Source organism: Niallia sp. 03133, assembly GCF_052663225.1.
In genome coordinates this window covers 156907-175442 of the sequence record NZ_JBQTCY010000006.1, presented here as the reverse complement: position 1 = coordinate 175442, position 18536 = coordinate 156907, and the positions used below count along the sequence as shown (strand labels likewise).

At 36.0% G+C, this 18536-nt stretch carries 18 protein-coding genes and 2 other annotated features; of the genes, 2 read left to right on the top strand and 16 right to left on the bottom strand.

Annotated features, from left to right (window positions below; translation table 11 throughout):
• The first annotated feature begins 66 nt into the window (after positions 1-66).
• Positions 67-1188 carry an AI-2E family transporter gene (locus tag ACTYBU_RS10610; protein ID WP_445489544.1) on the top strand — a complete coding sequence of 374 codons (1122 nt, stop codon included), beginning with the start codon at positions 67-69 and terminating at the stop codon, positions 1186-1188.
• A 54-nt stretch (positions 1189-1242) separates the two neighbouring features.
• On the opposite strand, the gene ACTYBU_RS10605 is transcribed toward ACTYBU_RS10610, so the two are convergent.
• Positions 1243-2328, bottom strand: coding sequence for a M42 family metallopeptidase (locus ACTYBU_RS10605; RefSeq protein WP_445489542.1), 1086 nt, complete (start codon positions 2326-2328; stop codon positions 1243-1245).
• 382 nt (positions 2329-2710) lie between these two features.
• Between ACTYBU_RS10605 and ACTYBU_RS10600 the strand changes: the two genes are divergently transcribed.
• Positions 2711-3076, top strand: coding sequence for a sigma-w pathway protein ysdB (locus ACTYBU_RS10600; RefSeq protein WP_445489540.1), 366 nt, complete (start codon positions 2711-2713; stop codon positions 3074-3076).
• 180 nt (positions 3077-3256) lie between these two features.
• Here the strand turns inward: ACTYBU_RS10600 and ACTYBU_RS10595 are convergent, their stop codons facing one another.
• The 15 genes from ACTYBU_RS10595 to polA form a co-directional block, all read right to left on the bottom strand.
• Positions 3257-3829 (bottom strand): TVP38/TMEM64 family protein, encoded by a 573-nt coding sequence (locus tag ACTYBU_RS10595; RefSeq protein ID WP_445489539.1) that lies wholly within the window; start codon positions 3827-3829, stop codon positions 3257-3259.
• Positions 3830-4107: 278 nt separating this feature from the next.
• Positions 4108-4380, bottom strand: a complete 273-nt coding sequence (locus ACTYBU_RS10590; RefSeq protein ID WP_445489537.1) for a DUF1294 domain-containing protein — start codon at positions 4378-4380, stop codon at positions 4108-4110.
• 99 nt (positions 4381-4479) lie between these two features.
• Complete coding sequence (locus tag ACTYBU_RS10585) at positions 4480-4626, bottom strand: hypothetical protein (protein ID WP_445489535.1); 147 nt, start codon at positions 4624-4626, stop codon at positions 4480-4482.
• Positions 4627-4983 (bottom strand): 50S ribosomal protein L20, encoded by a 357-nt coding sequence (gene rplT / locus ACTYBU_RS10580; protein ID WP_443480641.1) that lies wholly within the window; start codon positions 4981-4983, stop codon positions 4627-4629.
• A gap of 29 nt (positions 4984-5012) precedes the next feature.
• On the bottom strand, positions 5013-5213 hold the full coding sequence (gene rpmI / locus ACTYBU_RS10575) for a 50S ribosomal protein L35 (RefSeq protein ID WP_101175729.1): 201 nt from the start codon (positions 5211-5213) through the stop codon (positions 5013-5015).
• A 16-nt stretch (positions 5214-5229) separates the two neighbouring features.
• Complete coding sequence (infC, locus tag ACTYBU_RS10570) at positions 5230-5733, bottom strand: translation initiation factor IF-3 (protein ID WP_445489690.1); 504 nt, start codon at positions 5731-5733, stop codon at positions 5230-5232.
• A gap of 209 nt (positions 5734-5942) precedes the next feature.
• Positions 5943-6086, bottom strand: a sequence feature (ribosomal protein L20 leader region).
• A gap of 237 nt (positions 6087-6323) precedes the next feature.
• Entirely contained in the window at positions 6324-8255 is a 1932-nt protein-coding gene (thrS, locus tag ACTYBU_RS10565; RefSeq protein ID WP_445489533.1) for a threonine--tRNA ligase, read from the bottom strand.
• Positions 8256-8378: 123 nt separating this feature from the next.
• Positions 8379-8630, bottom strand: a binding site (T-box leader).
• Positions 8631-8701: 71 nt separating this feature from the next.
• Positions 8702-9571: a putative sporulation protein YtxC gene (locus ACTYBU_RS10560; protein WP_445489531.1), complete on the bottom strand. Its 870-nt coding sequence runs from the start codon at positions 9569-9571 to the stop codon at positions 8702-8704.
• 454 nt (positions 9572-10025) lie between these two features.
• Positions 10026-10955: a primosomal protein DnaI gene (dnaI, locus tag ACTYBU_RS10555; RefSeq protein WP_445489688.1), complete on the bottom strand. Its 930-nt coding sequence runs from the start codon at positions 10953-10955 to the stop codon at positions 10026-10028.
• 15 nt (positions 10956-10970) lie between these two features.
• On the bottom strand, positions 10971-12371 hold the full coding sequence (locus ACTYBU_RS10550; protein ID WP_445489530.1) for a replication initiation and membrane attachment family protein: 1401 nt from the start codon (positions 12369-12371) through the stop codon (positions 10971-10973).
• A 357-nt stretch (positions 12372-12728) separates the two neighbouring features.
• A complete protein-coding gene (gene nrdR, locus ACTYBU_RS10545) occupies positions 12729-13184 on the bottom strand; it encodes a transcriptional regulator NrdR (RefSeq protein ID WP_445489528.1) in 456 nt (151 codons plus the stop codon).
• Positions 13185-13505: 321 nt separating this feature from the next.
• Positions 13506-14105, bottom strand: a complete 600-nt coding sequence (coaE, locus tag ACTYBU_RS10540) for a dephospho-CoA kinase (protein ID WP_445489526.1) — start codon at positions 14103-14105, stop codon at positions 13506-13508.
• A 129-nt stretch (positions 14106-14234) separates the two neighbouring features.
• On the bottom strand, positions 14235-14870 hold the full coding sequence (gene ytaF / locus ACTYBU_RS10535) for a sporulation membrane protein YtaF (protein WP_445489524.1): 636 nt from the start codon (positions 14868-14870) through the stop codon (positions 14235-14237).
• Between the two features lie 64 nt (positions 14871-14934).
• Positions 14935-15765 carry a DNA-formamidopyrimidine glycosylase gene (gene mutM / locus ACTYBU_RS10530; RefSeq protein WP_445489523.1) on the bottom strand — a complete coding sequence of 277 codons (831 nt, stop codon included), beginning with the start codon at positions 15763-15765 and terminating at the stop codon, positions 14935-14937.
• A gap of 20 nt (positions 15766-15785) precedes the next feature.
• Positions 15786-18410 carry a DNA polymerase I gene (polA, locus tag ACTYBU_RS10525; RefSeq protein WP_445489521.1) on the bottom strand — a complete coding sequence of 875 codons (2625 nt, stop codon included), beginning with the start codon at positions 18408-18410 and terminating at the stop codon, positions 15786-15788.
• Positions 18411-18536 lie beyond the last annotated feature (126 nt).

Here is an 18536-nt window from a genome sequence, read left to right as displayed (position 1 = left end):
GCTATAAAAGGGATTGTTTAATATGTTATACTACTTTTACTACTAGACGGAAAAAGGTGAAAAATTTTGACGAAAAAAAAGTTTCATTATTGGCTGCTGCAAATTTTATTAATTGTAGCCATCATTTACATTTGTACAAAAATCTCCTTTCTATTTCAACCGGTAGGAGTACTGTTCTCAACTCTTTTTGCTCCTATTATTATCACTGGATTTTTATATTTTCTGCTAAATCCGATCGTTATTTTTCTGCAAAAATATAAAATCCCCAAAACCTTGGCAATTATCATTATATATGTTGTCATTATTGGTTTAGTCATCCTTGCCATTGGAAATGTCTTCCCGCTAATCACCAATCAGATAAGCGAACTATTTGGCAATATCCCTATGTATGCGCAACAAACAATCAAGTACTTTCATTATTTATATGACACCAAACAATATCAATGGCTGTTAAATCAAAATTACGTGACACTAGAAGATATTGGCGATAAATTAAACGATATTGCTCAAACCATTCCGAACAATTTGACAAATAGTCTTTCAGCTATTATCAGTACGATGACAAATATTACGGTAACTATTGTAACCGTTCCATTTTTATTGTTCTATTTCTTTAAAGACGGCAATAAGTTTCCTGCCGCATTAGCTAAATTTTTTCCTTCCTCTTACCGTAATGAAGGATTAAAAATTATTAAAGAAACAAGCGAAACGTTGGCTGCCTATATTCAAGGGCAAGTAATGGTCGCAACTTTTGTTGGAACATTAGCGTTTATCGGTTATTGGATTATCGATTTGGATTACGCCCTTGTGATGGCAATAATTGTTGCAGTAACAAATATAATCCCTTATGTTGGTCCATTAATCGGCGGTGCTCCTGCTGTTATCATCGCTCTATTTACATCGCCTACTCAAGCTCTTCTTGTCATAGTGGTTATTACTATTGCTCAGCAGATTGAGGGAAATGTACTATCACCGCTTATTTTAGGAAAAAGATTGGATACACACCCTGCAACCATCATTGTCTTGTTATTAGTGGCTGGAAACTTAGCCGGCGTACTTGGCATGATCCTAGCCATTCCAACATATGCAGTTGCTAAAACCATTGTTTCTAATATTATTCGACTACTAAGGGCAAGAAAAGCAGCTATTTCGGTTGGAGAAGAACCCAGGGATACTAATTTGCTTTAAATTCAGCTAAAAACCGAGCAATGACCTCACTGGGTTCTGCTCGGTTTTTTTAGTTTAGGAAAATGTCAGCTTATCCACTGTTTCCCGATCTAATTTTTTTATCACTTCGATAATTAATTTAACCGCATTCTCATAATCATCACGATGAAGCATAGCGGCGTGTGAATGTATATAGCGTGTAGCAATTGTAATCGAAAGTGCAGGAACACCATCATGCGTCAAGTGAATGGCACCTGAATCCGTACCACCGCCTGGCACACTGTCAAATTGATAAGGGATTTCAAACGCATCCGCGGTATCTGTTACTAAATCTCTTAATCCTTTATGAGACACCATGGAAGCATCATATAAAATAATTTGCGGCCCTTTTCCCATTTTGCTTAATGCCTCTTTTTCTGTAACACCTGGAGTATCTCCAGCAATCCCGACATCTACTCCAAAAGCAATATCTGGATTAATTTTTTGTGCTGCTGTTTTAGCACCGCGAAGCCCTACTTCTTCCTGTACCGTTCCAACACCATAAACAATATTTGCATGTGTTTCGTTTTTTAGTCCTTTTAATACATCAATGGCAATTGCACAGCCAATTCGGTTATCCCATGCTTTTGCGAGCAGCATTTTTTCATTGTTCATAATGGTAAACTCGAAATATGGAACAACCATATCACCTGGTCTAACTCCCCATTCTTGGACTTCTTCTTTCGATGATGCACCAATATCAATAAACATATCTTTTATCTCCACTGGTTTTTTACGAACTTCTGGAGGCAAAATATGCGGTGGCTTGGAACCAATTACACCAGTCAGCTCCCCATTTTTTGTGACGATGGTAACACGCTGTGCCAGCATTACTTGCGACCACCATCCGCCAACTGTTTGAAAATAAAGAAAGCCTTTATCATCAATACGTGTAATCATAAAACCAACTTCGTCTAAATGTCCCGCAACCATAATTTTTGGACCATTTTCCTTGCCAACCTTTTTCGCAATTAAACTTCCTAAATTATCTGTAGTAACCTCATCTACATAAGGAGTTATGTATTTTTTCATTACTTCTCTTGGTTCCTGTTCATTTCCAGGTATCCCTTTCGCATCTGTTAAATCCTTTAACATTAACAATGTTTCATCCATTTTCTTCATTATTTCGACTCCCTTAATATTAGTTATGCTAACAAATACAATTATACTAGGAAATTTATTTTGTTCCTAGTATATCACTACCTTCCTTTTTCTATAAATTGAATTTAAATATTAGCGATTTCTTTTATCTCCTGTTGTTGGTGAGTTTTGTATTACAGGATGGAAAACGCACAGGTGTTACCACAAAACGCAGTGATTTTATTATGTTCCTATATTAGGCCTTAGTACCGAAAAACTTAGATGCATGAACGTCAATATGTAGTTGAGTAGTTGCTTCCTTCCAATATTTTTTCAAAAAGTTTTTAAAAAATGAAACCTTTTCATTCTTGAAACGTATACAATTAGCTAATTCAAATTTTCTTATACAATGGAGGCATTTATTATGATGTGGATATTCCGTTTATTATTGCTTGCACTCATTCTATTTATCTTATATCGCATCGTTGCATTTTTCTTTAAACCAGAAAGAAGACTGGCTTTATTTCGTAGTCAAAATAAATATTATTTATTGGATGATCCTAAAAATGTCCGCATGAATTTTCTATTAACATATAAAGGGTTTCTATTTGAAGGAGAAAAATATGTAGATGCTACCACCTCTAGCAATGTGGTTCGAATATTAATTTGGCCTACAGAACCTTTTGACACAAAACTGATGGAAGAAGATACTGCATTTATACAAAATTCTATACAAACTTCTTACCCACATGCCAAAATTGAGTGGAATTTATCAAAAAATAAAATCTAAAACCTTACCGTTTTAAATTATGATGAAAGATATTTTCCTTTCATTTTCCTTGCTGGACGCTTCATTTTCATGAGCATGCGAGCGTCAGATCCTAAAGCTAAAACTATTTTGTTTTGGCTTTTTTTATCTTTGTTGGTTGAATGATGTCTAGCTATAATAAGCAAGGTGCTTCCGCTTTTCTTAATGTGCTTCTTTAAAAAATTCTTTCCATTTAATGATCGTGATTTTTTCTCTTAATACATAAACAAGTATACATAAGGAAAATAATATAATAATCATCATGGTTGGTGAAAATTGTTTAATGAACTGACCAAATACCGTATATAAAAATGCCAGTGGAATATTGGTTATGCAGGCATACTTTGCATACTCTTTAATACTTTGTCTTTTTTCCAATAAACAGAAGTTTAATAGATGATAATGGATAAAAGGAATCAGCCGCAAAATGGTTATTTGCCCCACGGTTAAATTTCGATATTCTCCAAACCAGCGCTTTTTTAATAAGGAAATTTTATCATGTGTTCTCGGCATTTTTTTTATTATCAGAAAAAAGAAAAGGCAATTTAATGTTAATCCAATAATGGAATAGATGGTTCCCATTGTGACTCCAAATAAAATACCTCCTGCAATGCACACTATCATAGGAGGAATAAATAATACTTGCCTTAATGTATGAAAGAGAATAAATGCAATAGGGGCAAAGATGCCTCCTAATTCCATCATGACAAACAACATCGATAATTGTTCATTCACTTTATCACCTTCTGTTCTGTGAAATCTTGCTGTTACTTCATTGTATAATGCTTTGCTGTATTTTATGCCAATACGAATAGAATATAAAGAAAACTTCCATCAGTGGGGGTTTTTCCTCATCCCCCACTGATCGAAAGCTTGAGTTCCACAGGATGTGGATCACACAAACGTTGCCACTGGAAATGGCGATCTTAGTTTGTATACATCTCACTCGGTCCTTTACGGGCGAGTTTCAACACCTAGCTTCCTCGATTTCTCGGCATCTTGAGGTGGGAGGCTTACTGCCCGTTAAGAGTGGGATAAACGATAATCCCAACTTCCAGAAATGATAATAAGGGCAGTCCTACTTTAAAACTAGTATGCTTCGTTTTATGCCGAAATGCATTCATACCGACTGTTAACCCTATTGCTCCAAAAAGAAAAGCAATGCTCCATAACCTCTTTTCACTTATGCGATATTGATTCTTTTTTGCACGATTTTTATCTGCTTTCATTGTAAAAAAGCCAACTAAATTAATAAAAACTAAATAATATGCCAGTATGTAGTTCATTTTTTCTCTCCTTTCGTTTTGTTGATAATGATTTACCAACTAATAAGTCCTTGTTGCAACAGCTATATTTCCGACTATTTCCATTCTCTTTTTTGCTGGTCAGCTGGTTTTTCTTGCCGATTCACCTGCTTTTCTTGCTGATCTCCTCGGTTTTTCCGCCGCTTCCTCTGTCCCCCTCATTATATTCCATAACCCAAAAGAAGCAAAAAAAAAGAAGGTAACCGTATACCTTCTTTTTTTAATCAATTATTTTAAGTTTTGTTTTGCAACAGAAGCTAATTCAGCAAATGCTTTTTCATCGCTTACAGCAAGCTCAGCAAGCATTTTGCGGTTTACTTCGATACCTGCAACTTTTAATCCGTGCATTAAACGGCTGTAAGATAAACCGTTAATACGTGCAGCTGCGTTGATACGAGTAATCCATAATTTGCGGAAGTCGCGTTTTTTCTGACGACGATCGCGGTATGCATACATTAAAGATTTCATTACTTGTTGGTTGGCAACTTTGTATAATGTATGTTTGGAACCGAAATAACCTTTAGCTAATTTAAGAACTTTTTTACGACGTTTGCGTGTAACTGTACCGCCTTTAACACGTGGCATATTGTTTCCCTCCTATTTTCCGTAAATTATTACTTAATGTTGTCTAATAAGTGACGAATGCGTTTGTAATCTCCTGAAGATACTAAAGATCCTTTACGAAGTTTACGTTTTTGCTTTGTAGATTTGTTAGCAAATAAGTGGCTTGTATAAGCGTGAGAACGTTTTAATTTACCAGACCCAGTTTTCTTGAAACGCTTAGCAGCTCCGCGGTGAGTTTTCATTTTTGGCATTTGGTATTCCTCCTCTTTACTTGTCGTTTTTAGGCGCTAAAGTCATGAACATGCTTCGACCGTCCATTTTTGGATGTGATTCCACTGATGCAACTTCTGTACAAGATTCTGCAAATCGAACAAGTACACGCTGACCAATTTCTTTATGCGTAATAGCACGTCCTTTAAAACGGATGGATGCTTTTACTTTATCGCCTTTTTCTAAAAATTTAATAGCATTACGAAGCTTTGTATTAAAGTCATGCTCATCTATAGTCGGACTTAGGCGAACTTCTTTAATATTAATTACTTTTTGGTTTTTGCGTGCTTCTTTTTCTTTCTTCTGCTGCTCAAACTTATACTTTCCGTAGTCCATAATGCGGGCTACCGGCGGTTTTGCATTTGGTGCAACAAGAACAACATCAAGATTTACACGTGTTGCAATTTCAAGAGCTTCGAACTTCGTTTTTATACCAAGCTGTTCACCATTTTGGTCAATAAGTCGAACTTCTCTTGCGCGAATGCCTTCATTTAAAATCATATCTTTGCTAATAGTTAATACACCTCCAAGGTTAATTAACGAATACAACGTTCGGGTCAAGAAATTCCTATCTTAACAACGAGAAACTTTCAAGTCTCCATCTCACGTTAATAACACTAATTGACACTTGACCACCAAGTTGAATCGTTTGGAAAAATAGTACACATTCCATTTAAAAGTACCATTCAATACAAAATTGAATGAAACTAAACAATAAAAAAGTGTGGATGGAAAACCACCCACACTTACGATAACAAACATAGTAAGACAAAAAATGTTCACGTAATACCTGTTAACTACTTGTTGGAATCTTGTGTCAATCAGGTGAGAAGCGGGTGCTTCTTCTTTTCCTCAAACTCGTATTCAATTTACCTTAGTAACTATATCACAGTAGATATATACTAGTCAATGAAAGAAATATCACAACGAGAAAAATTTTATCAAAATTATTTATACAATGCAATACTTTTCATGATATTTTTCGGACAAATGACTATTTTCGCCAAATAAATCGCTTATTACACCAAAAATTTCAAACAATCCAATTAATTCCCAGCAAGATTTTTTCTCCTAATGGAAAGAAATGATGGTTAACGATTCACTTCCGTTTTCAGGTTTTCCAAGAAGGAATCAAATGGAACAGTTTCTGATTTTTGCTCGCCATATTTACGAACATTTACTGCTTGTTCTTCCACTTCTTTATCCCCTACTACTAGCATATAAGGAATTTTCTTCATTTGTGCTTCGCGAATTTTATAGCCGATTTTTTCATCACGCTCATCTAATTCTACACGGAAACCTTGCAATTGTAATTTTTCCTGCACTTGTTTTGCATAATCGAAATGAACAGAAGGCGAAACAGGAATTACCTGAACCTGCACTGGCGATAACCATGTAGGGAAAGCACCTTTATACTCCTCAATAAGGAACGCAATAAATCTTTCCATTGTTGATACAACACCGCGGTGAATAACAACTGGACGATGCTGTTTTCCATCTTCGCCGACATATGTTAAATCAAAGCGCTCCGGCAGCAAGAAGTCTAATTGTACAGTAGAAAGTGTTTCTTCTTTCCCTAAAGCTGTTTTCACTTGAACATCCAGTTTAGGACCGTAGAACGCAGCTTCTCCTTCTGCTTCAAAATAGTCTAAACCAAGATCATCCATGGCATCTTTCAGCATGCTTTGCGCTTTGTTCCACATTTCATCATCATCGAAATATTTTTCTGTATCCTCCGGATCGCGGTAAGATAAACGGAATGAATAATCTGTAATATCAAAGTCTTTATAAACATCCAAGACTAGATTTACTACTCGTTTAAACTCATCTTTGATTTGATCTGGACGAACAAAAATATGCGCATCGTTTAATGTCATTCCTCGAACACGCTGCAGCCCTGATAATGCTCCTGACATTTCGTAGCGGTGCATTGTCCCAAGCTCCGCAATGCGTATCGGCAATTCTCTGTAGCTGTGAATATCATTTTTATACACAACCATATGATGTGGACAGTTCATTGGACGAAGCACTAATTGTTCATTATCCATTTCCATCGGTGGGAACATATCCTCTTGATAATGATCCCAGTGGCCGGAAGTTTTATAAAGATCAACGCTTCCCATAATTGGAGTATATACATGGTCATAGCCTAATCTTTGTTCTTTATCGACAATATAACGCTCTACAATGCGGCGGACAGTGGCGCCTTTAGGAAGCCACAATGGAAGACCTTGCCCCACTTTTTGCGACGTCATAAACAGATCTAGTTCTTTTCCGATTTTGCGATGATCTCTTTCTTTTGCTTCTTCTAATAAACGAAGGTGCTCATTTAATTCTGCTTTTTTAAAGAAAGCAGTACCGTAAATACGCTGCAGCATCTTATTATCACTGTTTCCACGCCAATAAGCCCCTGCAATGCTTAACAGTTTAAATTCTTTTAATTTGCCAGTTGAAGGTACATGAACGCCGCGGCAAAGATCAATAAACTCCCCTTGTTCGTATAAAGTTACTGTTTCATCTGCTGGAATCGCTTCAATTAATTCTAATTTGTATTCGTCATCCATCTCTGTAAACAAATCAACTGCTTCTTTTCTGCTTACTTCTTTGCGGATAATTTCGATATTTTCGTTAATGATTTTGGCCATTTCTTTTTCAATCAGCGGAAGATCTTCTGGTGTTAAAGATTCTTCGATATCGATATCATAATAAAATCCGCCTTCAATAACTGGACCAACACCAAGCTTAACATTTTTATACAATCTTTTTATCACTTGAGCCATTAAATGAGCAGTGCTGTGGCGTAAGATTTCCAGTGCTTCTTCTCTTTCTGGTGTTATTATTTCAAAAGAACAATCTTCATTAATTGGTCTTTTCAAATCATATAAGGCACCATTAAGTTTTCCGGCAATTGCTTTTTTTCTTAAGCCAGGACTTATAGAAGCAGCAATTTCTTCAGTTGTTGTTCCAACAGGAAACTCCTTAACAGCTCCATCAGGAAACGATATTTTCAATACTTCTGACATAATAATTCCTCCTTTTCGTTCTCATGCTGGAGAGGATGTTCAAAAAAGTCGCCAAATTAAATTTCCCTTTTTGAACACACATGTAAAAGCCTATAAAAACACAAAAAACCCGTCCCTTCAATAGAAAGGGACGAGTTATATTAGTAATATATAAGCACGTGGTTCCACCCTAATTCCCGCTTACAACATACATATAAACGGCTTAGATAAAACAGATAACGGCTGAAGACCGCCAACCATTAATAAGGTAATTTACCTGTTCCTGGCTGAAGTTTAAAGGTGGTAAGCATTCTCATCGTGTTAGGAAGCTCCCAGCTGCATCTTCCCTCTCTTTAAACCGTACAAGAAAACTATTATCCTCATCATAACATGTTACAAAATATAGTTGATTTATGTACGTTATTATATGCTTATCATGAAAGAAAATCAAGAGCATTCTATGATTTCTATTCAATTGGGCGTGATAGAATATTGATATCTTGAAAAAACTCCTGTTTTTCCAAAATATGCACACGTTCTTCAAAAATATTGACAATCGTTCGAACGATTGGCTGTTCTCTATCCTCCGTATATAAATAGATATTATTTGGGGCTAATGATAATAGAGGACCAATGGAAAAAGGATCAATATACATAGATTGATGAGCAACTATTTTTTTATCCCAAATAAGCATCAAATCTTGCTGCGTCAGTTCCCGATATTTCTCATCATAAAATTGAATATCCAAATCAAGCAAAACATGGACGGTTTGTTTTTGCGGAATACGATTTGATAAAAATTCTCTTAATGTATGAATAAAAACTTGATATTCCTGCTCCATTTTATATTCATCAATAGAAATTTCTATATATTTTTTTACCATATCCATAAATGCACGTAAACGAAAAGTAACAAAAGAATCAAAAGAAAAGGACACGCCTTCGTGAATCATTTCATCGATAGCCTCTTTTAAACAGGCTTCCATATCTACATCTGGAATAAAATTTTCTAATTCTTTTCTTTTACCTTCTATAATAGAATGAGCAATTTCCAATATATGCCTCTGTTCCGTTTCATCTTTAAAAAAATATTGTTTTACCACTATTTCTTTTGCCCAGATATCCCATTTATTGTTTAAAATATAGTGAAAAAAAAGCTTTTTTAATTTCTCCAAATTCTTTTGAGCTCGAGACGATTCATCCCATTTTATTATTAAGAAATATTCATTTGTTTCTTGAATGGTATTTACCTTCCAATTTAAATGATTGTATTTATGATAAATTAATTTTTTTAATTTTTTCGCATCATCCAGCTGTTGAAATATAATTTTTATCAATCCTATCCCCCCTTTATAAAGAAATCCCTGATAGCATGTATATGGGGGAAATAGACAAAATAGAAGTTAAAGTTCATGGAAACAAACAAAAAAAACAGACTTTTCCCTGCACCCTAGATATCTGGCTGCTGGAAAAGATCTGTTTTTTTTGATAAAGTAAACTTCCATCAGTGGGGTTTTTCTCAATGTCATCAAACCAAACTTCAAAAAAAAGGAAAATTAGTAGCTAAATAGGAAGTAAGGGTTATCGTTCTGTTCTCCGAGGCTTACCGCTCGCTTTCCACGGGGTGAGCAGACGCCTCTCCAAACCAATCATTTTTAAAATATCACAATTTATGGAATCTTAAGTTGATGACATTGGGCTTACTGTCCGTCAAGAGTGGGATAAAAATGGTTCAAAAATTTCCAGGAAATACTGTCTTATTTCTGCTCTTTTATCCTTATAAATAAGCATTTACATTCGTTTATTTGGACCTTTGACATGAATTGGATTTGCTAAATACCTTATTCGCTCCATTACTCGCATCGCTTTCATTTTCTCCTCTTCCCCTCTTTGAGAATAGGTTAAATGATGTTCTAATCCGCTAAAATCAAAATTAGAAGTAAATAAAGTAGGCAAATTCTCCAACATTCTAAACTGAAGAATTGGACCAAGCACTTCATCTCTTATCCAACTGGACATCGTTTCAGCGCCAATATCGTCCAACATGAGAATAGGCTCTCGTTTTATTCTTTCTAGTTTTTCATTTAGCGTGCTGTCCCCGATTGAACTCTTCATTTCTCTAAAAAGCTCCGGTACGTATACAATCATGGAAGAAACTTGCTTTTGTGATAATTCATTGGCAATTGCACCTAAAAGATACGATTTTCCAACTCCAAAATCTCCATAAAAATAAATGCCCTTTTGCCTCTGTCCCGGCTCATACTGCTTCACAAAGTTGATAGCTGCTCTCACTGCTTCTGCACGATCTTGTCCAATATCCATATTAGAAAAAGAAGCTTTTAATATATCTTTTGGAACATATAAGCTTTGAATTAATTTTTCTTTTTTCTTTTGGCTGTCTTCCATCACTTTTCTTGGACAACGGTCATATTGAATATCAATTGCCCCTCTTATCATGACAAGCTTTGGATGATAGCCTTTCATCATATTAATGCACGACTGTAAATTAGGACATTTGTTGCATTCCTTGCTTTGATTTGCATATTCATACAGCTTGCTCATGCCAGCTTCCACAATATGAGAAGTCAAATCTTCTTCATGCTCTCGAAGAAAAGCCCGCACCTCAGGATGATGGAGAACTTCTTGTTTCATCGCTTTGTATCTTTCCTGAAAACTTGAGTTTGCCCCAAGTTTGCGCAGCGTATCATTTATTTTTTCCACAATTAATTTCACCACCTATTTTCTTAAATTTTTTATTTCCTCTTCTAGTTCTTGTTTCACCTTTAAAAAATCGTCATTTATTGGCTGCTCCTGCTTATTATTTACAGATGCCTGTCCTTTCCCAAACCATTCTGGAATTTTTTCCGTACGAATCGCTTTTTTTGTTGACTTCGTTGGATTATTCTTTTTCCCTTGTGCCCATTCTAAATATTGCTGGTGCTCTTTTTTCGCAAGGTCCATTGCTTCTTTAACAGTTCGAATATTCTTTCGGACCCATTGACCAGCGATTTTTTCCATATAGCCTTTTGTCAGCTTCATATCTGTTTTCAGCATAACATACTGAATAAGAACATTGATAACACCAGGAAATAATTTTTGGGAAAACATGATTTCCTCAATAATTTGCAAATCGGCTTTTGAAGGTTCTGCACCGCCTGAAATATCCTTTAAAAGCTGCCTTGGTGATGTATGGTCTAAATAATGAAGCAGTTCTTCTTCTTTATTAGCTGGTGCCTCTATTTTCATTTGATGCATTTGCGGCTGGATTCTGTCAACCAGCATTGGCAGCAGATCATTATGCTGAAACTGATACCAGTCTCTTGCTGATATCCTTAATTCCTCTATATCAATTTCATCTTTATGATTGATTGCACTAATGACAATATTTTTCATCTGAATCGCATCTATGCCATATAAAAAGGCAAGGTTTTGTATAGCCTCCATCACTTTTTTTGTAAAAGCTTTTTTGGATATTAAGGATTGATGAAGCCCTGCAAAAAGCAACTCAAAATTAAAAGATTCATCTTGAACTTGAATGCCAGATTGTTCTTGTCTTCCAATATAAGCAGTCTCTTCTTCCGACTCACCCTCTACTTCCAACTCATAATTAGAAAGCACACTTTGATTATGATCAGATGTAAAGACTTCCTGGAAGGCTTTTGTTACGGATTCATATTCCCCTTCTTCCGGTTTCTTTTGGTCCGAAAAGAACCGTTTTAAACGGCCATATTGTGATTTTCCTATTTTTCGATAAAGATAAACATTCAGCATGCCATCCAAAAAAAATTGTTCTGGAGTTAAAGGCGGCTGAAGCTCATAAATAAAGGAACGATTTTCCTCTTCTTTTTTCACAAATGATTTCAAAAGTCCAATTCCTTCTAACTTTAATCTTGCTTCATAAATCTCTTTTAAACTGCAATTCATAAAATTCATCAAGCTATGATGAGAATTAGAAGAAGACCAGAGACGATTTTCCTCCACCTCTGCCCATAATGTCATATATAAACTCATGCAATAAGTACCTATTAAGGGCTGATACAGAAAAGTAATGGTTTTCCGGTCGTAATCATTTAATAAACCATTAGCCGATACGTGATATCTGTCAACTGGAAGCAAGTCTTGCCAATGCTGCGCCATGTCTCTGCTTGTCCCTCCTTTTCTTCTTATGTAAGAAAAGCGCAAGCGCTTTGTTCATTCTGCTTTACTATAATAAAGTAAACTTCCATCAGTGGGGGTTTTTCCTCATCCCCCATTGATGGTTAGTTGCACTTATCGGACCTTTACGGGCAGTTATCCCTTCCCTAGATTTCTCGGCATCCCCGAGGTGGGGGGGATTACTGCCCGTTAAGTGTGGGATAAAAATTCAAAAAAGAGCCAAAGAATCCTTTAGCTCCTTTTAGGTTATGGAGTGAATCTTATTGAAAATGATAAGATATAATACTTCACACTCCACCCTCTGAAGGTAATAGAAAACAAATATTGTCTAAAACAGGGTTAATCTTTTTTAATTAATTCTTTTAATTCTTTAATAAATACATTGATGTCTTTGAACTGACGATAAACGGAAGCAAACCGTACATATGCCACTTCATCGACTTCTGCCAGCCGATCCATCACCATCTCACCAATGATATCACTTTTAATTTCAGAAACAGCATTGCTGCGAAGCTCTTTTTCTACTTCTGCTGTTATTTCTTCCAGTTGTTTTAAAGCAACCGGTCTTTTTTCACATGCTTTTATTAGTCCACGCAATATTTTATCACGGCTAAACTCTTCCCGTGTTCCTTCTTTTTTCACAACGATTAAAGGGATTTCTTCTACTTTTTCAAACGTAGTAAATCGATATCCGCAAACTTCACACTCTCTTCTTCTTCGGATGGAGCGACTATCGTCAACAGGTCGTGAATCAAGAACACGGGTATTGTTATCTTGACATGAAGGACATCTCATCTTTATCAGCTCCGAATTCATTGTTTCGCAATATATTTCATACCTACTATCATCTTATAGAAAAGTAATTCGTTGTACAAGTAAATAAAGTAAACTTCCATCAGTGGGGGATTTTTCCTCCTCCCCCACTGATGGTTAGTTGCACTTATCGGACCTTTACTGGCAGTTATCCCCCACCTAGCTTCCTCGATTTCTCAGCATCCTCGAGGTGGGGGGCTTACTGCCCGTTAAGTGTGGGATAAAGATTTCTTTACACATTCTGTTTAGGACAGACGTAGGTTCGACTCGCAAAACTCCTTCTTCTTATTGGCAGCTTATCGCTTATACTACATGCCATTTTTGCAGAATCGATTTTGCCTGCATTCTTGCATCATCAATTGAACCATTGTTATCAATTAATTCATCTGCTAAAGCGCATTTTTCTTTTAGCGGCATCTGGGCTTGAATTCTTGCTACTGCTTCTTCTAAAGTAAGCTTATTTCTCTTCATTAATCGTTTGATTTGAATTTCTTCTTCTACATATACAAGGATTGTTTTATCACAGCCCTCATGCAGTTTATTTTCAAATAATAGCGGGATATCTAATATTAGCAGCTTGGCTCCAGCTTCGATCGCTTTTTTTTGTTTTTCGCCCATCCTTTTTCTCACCTCTGGATGAACGATATTATTAAGTGCTTTTCTTTCTTCTTCATTGGCAAAAACAATCTCTCCAAGCTTTTTGCGATTGATTCCGCCATCATTTTGCAAAATAGTGCTGCCAAAATGTCCCACAATTTTTTCGAATGCCAGCTCACCTGTTTGTACTGCAAGCCTTGCTTCTAGATCTGCATCAATAACAGGCAGATTCAGTGATTGATAATACGCTGATATCGTGCTTTTTCCGCTAGCAATACCACCTGTCAATCCTACAATTAATGTCATGACTAATTCCTGCCTTTTCTCTTGATTCTTTTATTATTCTTCTAATTTCTTTTTTTAGGTGAAACCACCAGCAGTAATTTTATCCCACTCTTAACGGGCAGTAAAACCCCCACTGATGGAAGGTTCACTTTATAATTTAAATAGGCCAATTATAATTAAAATAACTCCTGGAAGAAAGGAAAATTTCTCTACAAAACTCTTTTTCGAAAAAAAGGAGCCTCCTGCTATCCCTAAAGAAACAAAAGAAGTACTCATTCCTATAACTGCAATGGTTAAATAAAATGGAGAAAATTCCAACATGGAAGCGCCAATGCCTGCTCCAAATGCATCCAAAGATAATGCTAAACCAAGCAGCACTGCTTCTATTCCAGTTATTGTCCCAGAATTATCAAAGTCAGCAGCCAATGGTTTTTTTAATATTTTAATGACAATCCCCAAGGATTTAATCTCAAAGTTAATAATATTTTTTTCATGGGTTATGATTTCTTTTTCTTTTGTTGGCTGAAAAAATTGAAATAGTATCCAAATGCCCAGCAGTATTAAAATAATGCCACCAATACTTTCTGCATAGGATGACGAAAATATGCGGGAAATGATATGACCAAAAAACATTCCAACTAATAAAGTGAATCCTGAACAGCAAGCAATGATGAAGATTGATTTAAACGGTATCTTCATTTTTCTTAGACCGTAAGTGAAACCTACACTGAAGTTGTCGATGCTTACAGCCAGTGCCAACAGGATGAGAGAAAATACTTGTGCCATAAGAAAAAGCTCCTTCCTAATGATGAGTACTATAATATATGGAAGGAGCCCATCCAATGTTATTCTATTTTCGCTTTTGGCAGTCAGGGCAGAATACAGTTCCTCTTCCGCCGACAATGATTCTTTCTAAGGTAGCGCCGCAATTTTTGCATGCTTCTCCTTTTCTTCCGTAAACAAATAACTCAAGCTGAAACATGCCGATCTGTCCTTGTGAATTTACATAAGAACGAATGGTGCTGCCCCCCTTTTCCACTGCTTCCGAAAGGGTAGCTATAATTTCTTGATATAAACATTCTATTTCTTTTTCCTTTAATGTATTTGCCGGTCTTTCGGGATGAATTCGACTTCTGAATAATGCTTCATCCACATAAATATTTCCTAAGCCAACGACTATTTTTTGATCTAATAAAGCAGTTTTTACACTTCTAGCTGTTTTCGCTAATCCTTCTTTAAAATTCTGGATCGTAAAGGAACTGTCAAACGGCTCAGGACCAAGTTGAGATAAGGGCAGGGCATATTGCTCTTCCCCTTTTTTGAATAAATGCATCGTGCCAAATTTCCGAACATCTTTATAGCGAAGTTCTGTTCCATCTTCGAAATAAAAAATAACATGCGTATGCTTATCAACGGGTTCTTCAGCAGAAAATAAACCGTAGCGTCCTTCCATTCTTAGATGGGAAACAATTGTAAAATCTGTTGTTACGATTAATAAAAACTTCCCTCTTCTTTGCACATCTTTTATTTCCTGTCCAACAAGCGCATCGGAAAATTCTTCTGCATTTTCAGGCTTTTTAATCATCTTCACCCAATTAACCACTACTTCTTTTATCACTTTGTGCAGCGTCAGTCCTTTTAAAGTTCTTCTGACTGTTTCCACTTCCGGTAATTCTGGCAATTGTTATCTCTCCATTTCATTTACTTTGCATCAAACCAAGTATCTCCATAAGAATAATCCACTTTCAATGGAACTTTTAATTCGACTGCATGCTCCATTACATCTGGTACGATTTCTTTTAATTTTTCAATTTCTTCTTTTGGTGCTTCAAAAATCAATTCATCGTGAACCTGCAATAATAGCCTTGATTTTAATCCTTCTTTTTCCAAACGCTCCGCCATTTCGATCATCGCTTTTTTAATAATATCCGCTGCACTGCCTTGAATCGGTGTATTCATCGCGGTTCTTTCTGCAAAGCTTCGTATATTAAAGTTTCTGCTTGTAATCTCCGGCAAGTATCTTCTTCTATGAAGCAAAGTGGAAACAAAGCCTTGTTGTTTTGCATCCGCCACTATTTCTTCCATATAATTTCTTACACCAGGATAGCTTTCTAAATAGCGTTCAATAAACTTAGCCGCTTCTTTTCTTGTAATATGGAGGCTTTGAGATAATCCGTAATCACTTATTCCATATACAATCCCGAAGTTCACTGCTTTTGCATGTCTGCGCATATTGGAGGTTACTTCATCTGCTTCTACATGGAACACTGACATCGCAGTTTCGGTATGAATATCATGGTCTTCTATAAATGCCTCGATCAACTTTTCATCATTGGCAATATCAGCTAATACTCTTAACTCAATTTGGCTGTAGTCTGCTGCAAAAATTACCCAATCTTTTTCGGAAGGCACAAATGCTTGTCTAATTTTTCTTCCTTCTTCTAAACGAATTGGGATGTTTTGCAAGTTAGGATCAGTGGAGCTTAATCTTCCAGTCTGTGTTAATGCTTGATTAAAACGGGTGTGAATTTTGCTGTTATGCACTACTTTTTGCAAACCTTCTACATAGGTTGATTGAAGTTTGCCTAACTGTCTATAGTTTAATATTTCCCCAATTACTTCATGAGAACTTGACAGCTGTTCCAACACGTCTGCTGAGGTGGAATATCCAGTTTTTGTTTTTTTCACAACAGGCAAACCAAGCTTTTCAAAAAGAATAACACCCAGCTGCTTTGGAGAATTAATGTTAAATGTTTCTCCAGCCAGTTCATAAATGCGGCTCTCCATTTCTTTTAAGCGCTCCTTGATTTCCGCCCCCATTGTTTGCAGTCTGTCGACATCCACTGTAATTCCCGTAAACTCCATATCTGCGAGTACTAGACTTAATGGCATTTCTAAATCATAAAACAATGACTCTTGTCCATTTTTTTTCAGTTCTTCTTTCATTTGGTCAATAATTGCTGAAAGAGCCATTGTTTTTCGAACAAGATGTTCAGAAAGAATAGCTTCTTCTGGCACTTTTCTTTTAGCCCCTTTTCCATAAAACGCTTCGTCGGATTGAATATTTGTAAATCCATATTTTTTGGCAACAGATGTGACATCTTCAATCGTAACAGATGGATCTGCCAAATAAGCAGCGATCAACACATCAAACGTGATGCCCTTCAGGTGAATTCCTTTATGTCTTAAGGAAACCTCCGAACGCTTGGCATCGTAAACAATCTTTTTGCTTGTTTCATCTTCAGCCCATTCTTTAAATACATCGGATTCTAAAGCGAGGTCGATTGGGAGATAATAAGCACCAGTTTCATTTACAAGAGAAAGTCCAATAATCGGGGCATAATGATAGCTTTCATCTAGGATTTCTACATACAAAACATTTTCATCTGCAAATATATCTTTTGTTATTTCTTCTACTTGTTCATAGGCAATATCATCAAGACTAATTTCTTCTTCTACTACATCGTCTCCCAATTTAGCCAATAACGAATTGAAGCCGAGCTCTTTAAAAATTCCTTTTAGCTTATCTGTCTGCATGCCTGGGTATTCTAGTTCATTTAAGCCAATGGCGAGCGGCGCTTCTCTTGTGATAGTAGCAAGCTCTTTACTCATGATTGCCTGATCTTTAAATTCTTCCAGTTTTTCTTTTAACTTTTTGCCACTTACTTTTTCAATAGATTCCAGCAAGTTTTCCAGTGTTTGATATTCTTTTAAAAGTTTAATTGCTGTCTTTTCACCAACACCTGGAACACCAGGAATATTATCAGAGCTGTCGCCCATAAGGCCTTTCATATCAATAATCTGATCAGGTGCTAATCCATACTTTTCTTGAATATGACTTGGAGTGTAGGATTCAATATCAGTGATTCCTTTTTTGGTAATATAAACAGTCGTTTTCTCCGAACTTAACTGGGTTAAATCTTTGTCGCCGGAAATAACAATTACTTCATATCCTTCCTTTTCTCCTTGAAGAGATAAGGTGCCAATTATATCGTCCGCTTCGTAATTCTCCAACTCATAATGGCGGATTCCAAATGAGTTCAATAATTCTCTAAGGTATGGAAATTGTTCCGATAATTCAGGAGGCGTTTTTTGGCGCCCTCCTTTATATTCGCTGAATGTATTATGTCGAAAAGTAGTTTTTCCCGCATCGAATGCTACCAATATATTACTTGGTTTTTCATCTTCTAATATTTTCATCAGCATCATCGTAAAACCGTAAACAGCGTTTGTATGAACCCCTTTATCATTATTTAAAAGCGGCAGTGCAAAAAAAGCACGATAGGCGATGCTGTTTCCATCTATTAAAATAAGTTTTTTTGTCAAAATAATCGTTCCTCCAATTCCAATTTTTATGTATGTATATTATCTAATTTCTATTATTGTCTTGATCCCTTTATTTTACCATGAGAAAAAAAAGATTGTAAGGAATGCGGTTTGTCTCTTAAGTAA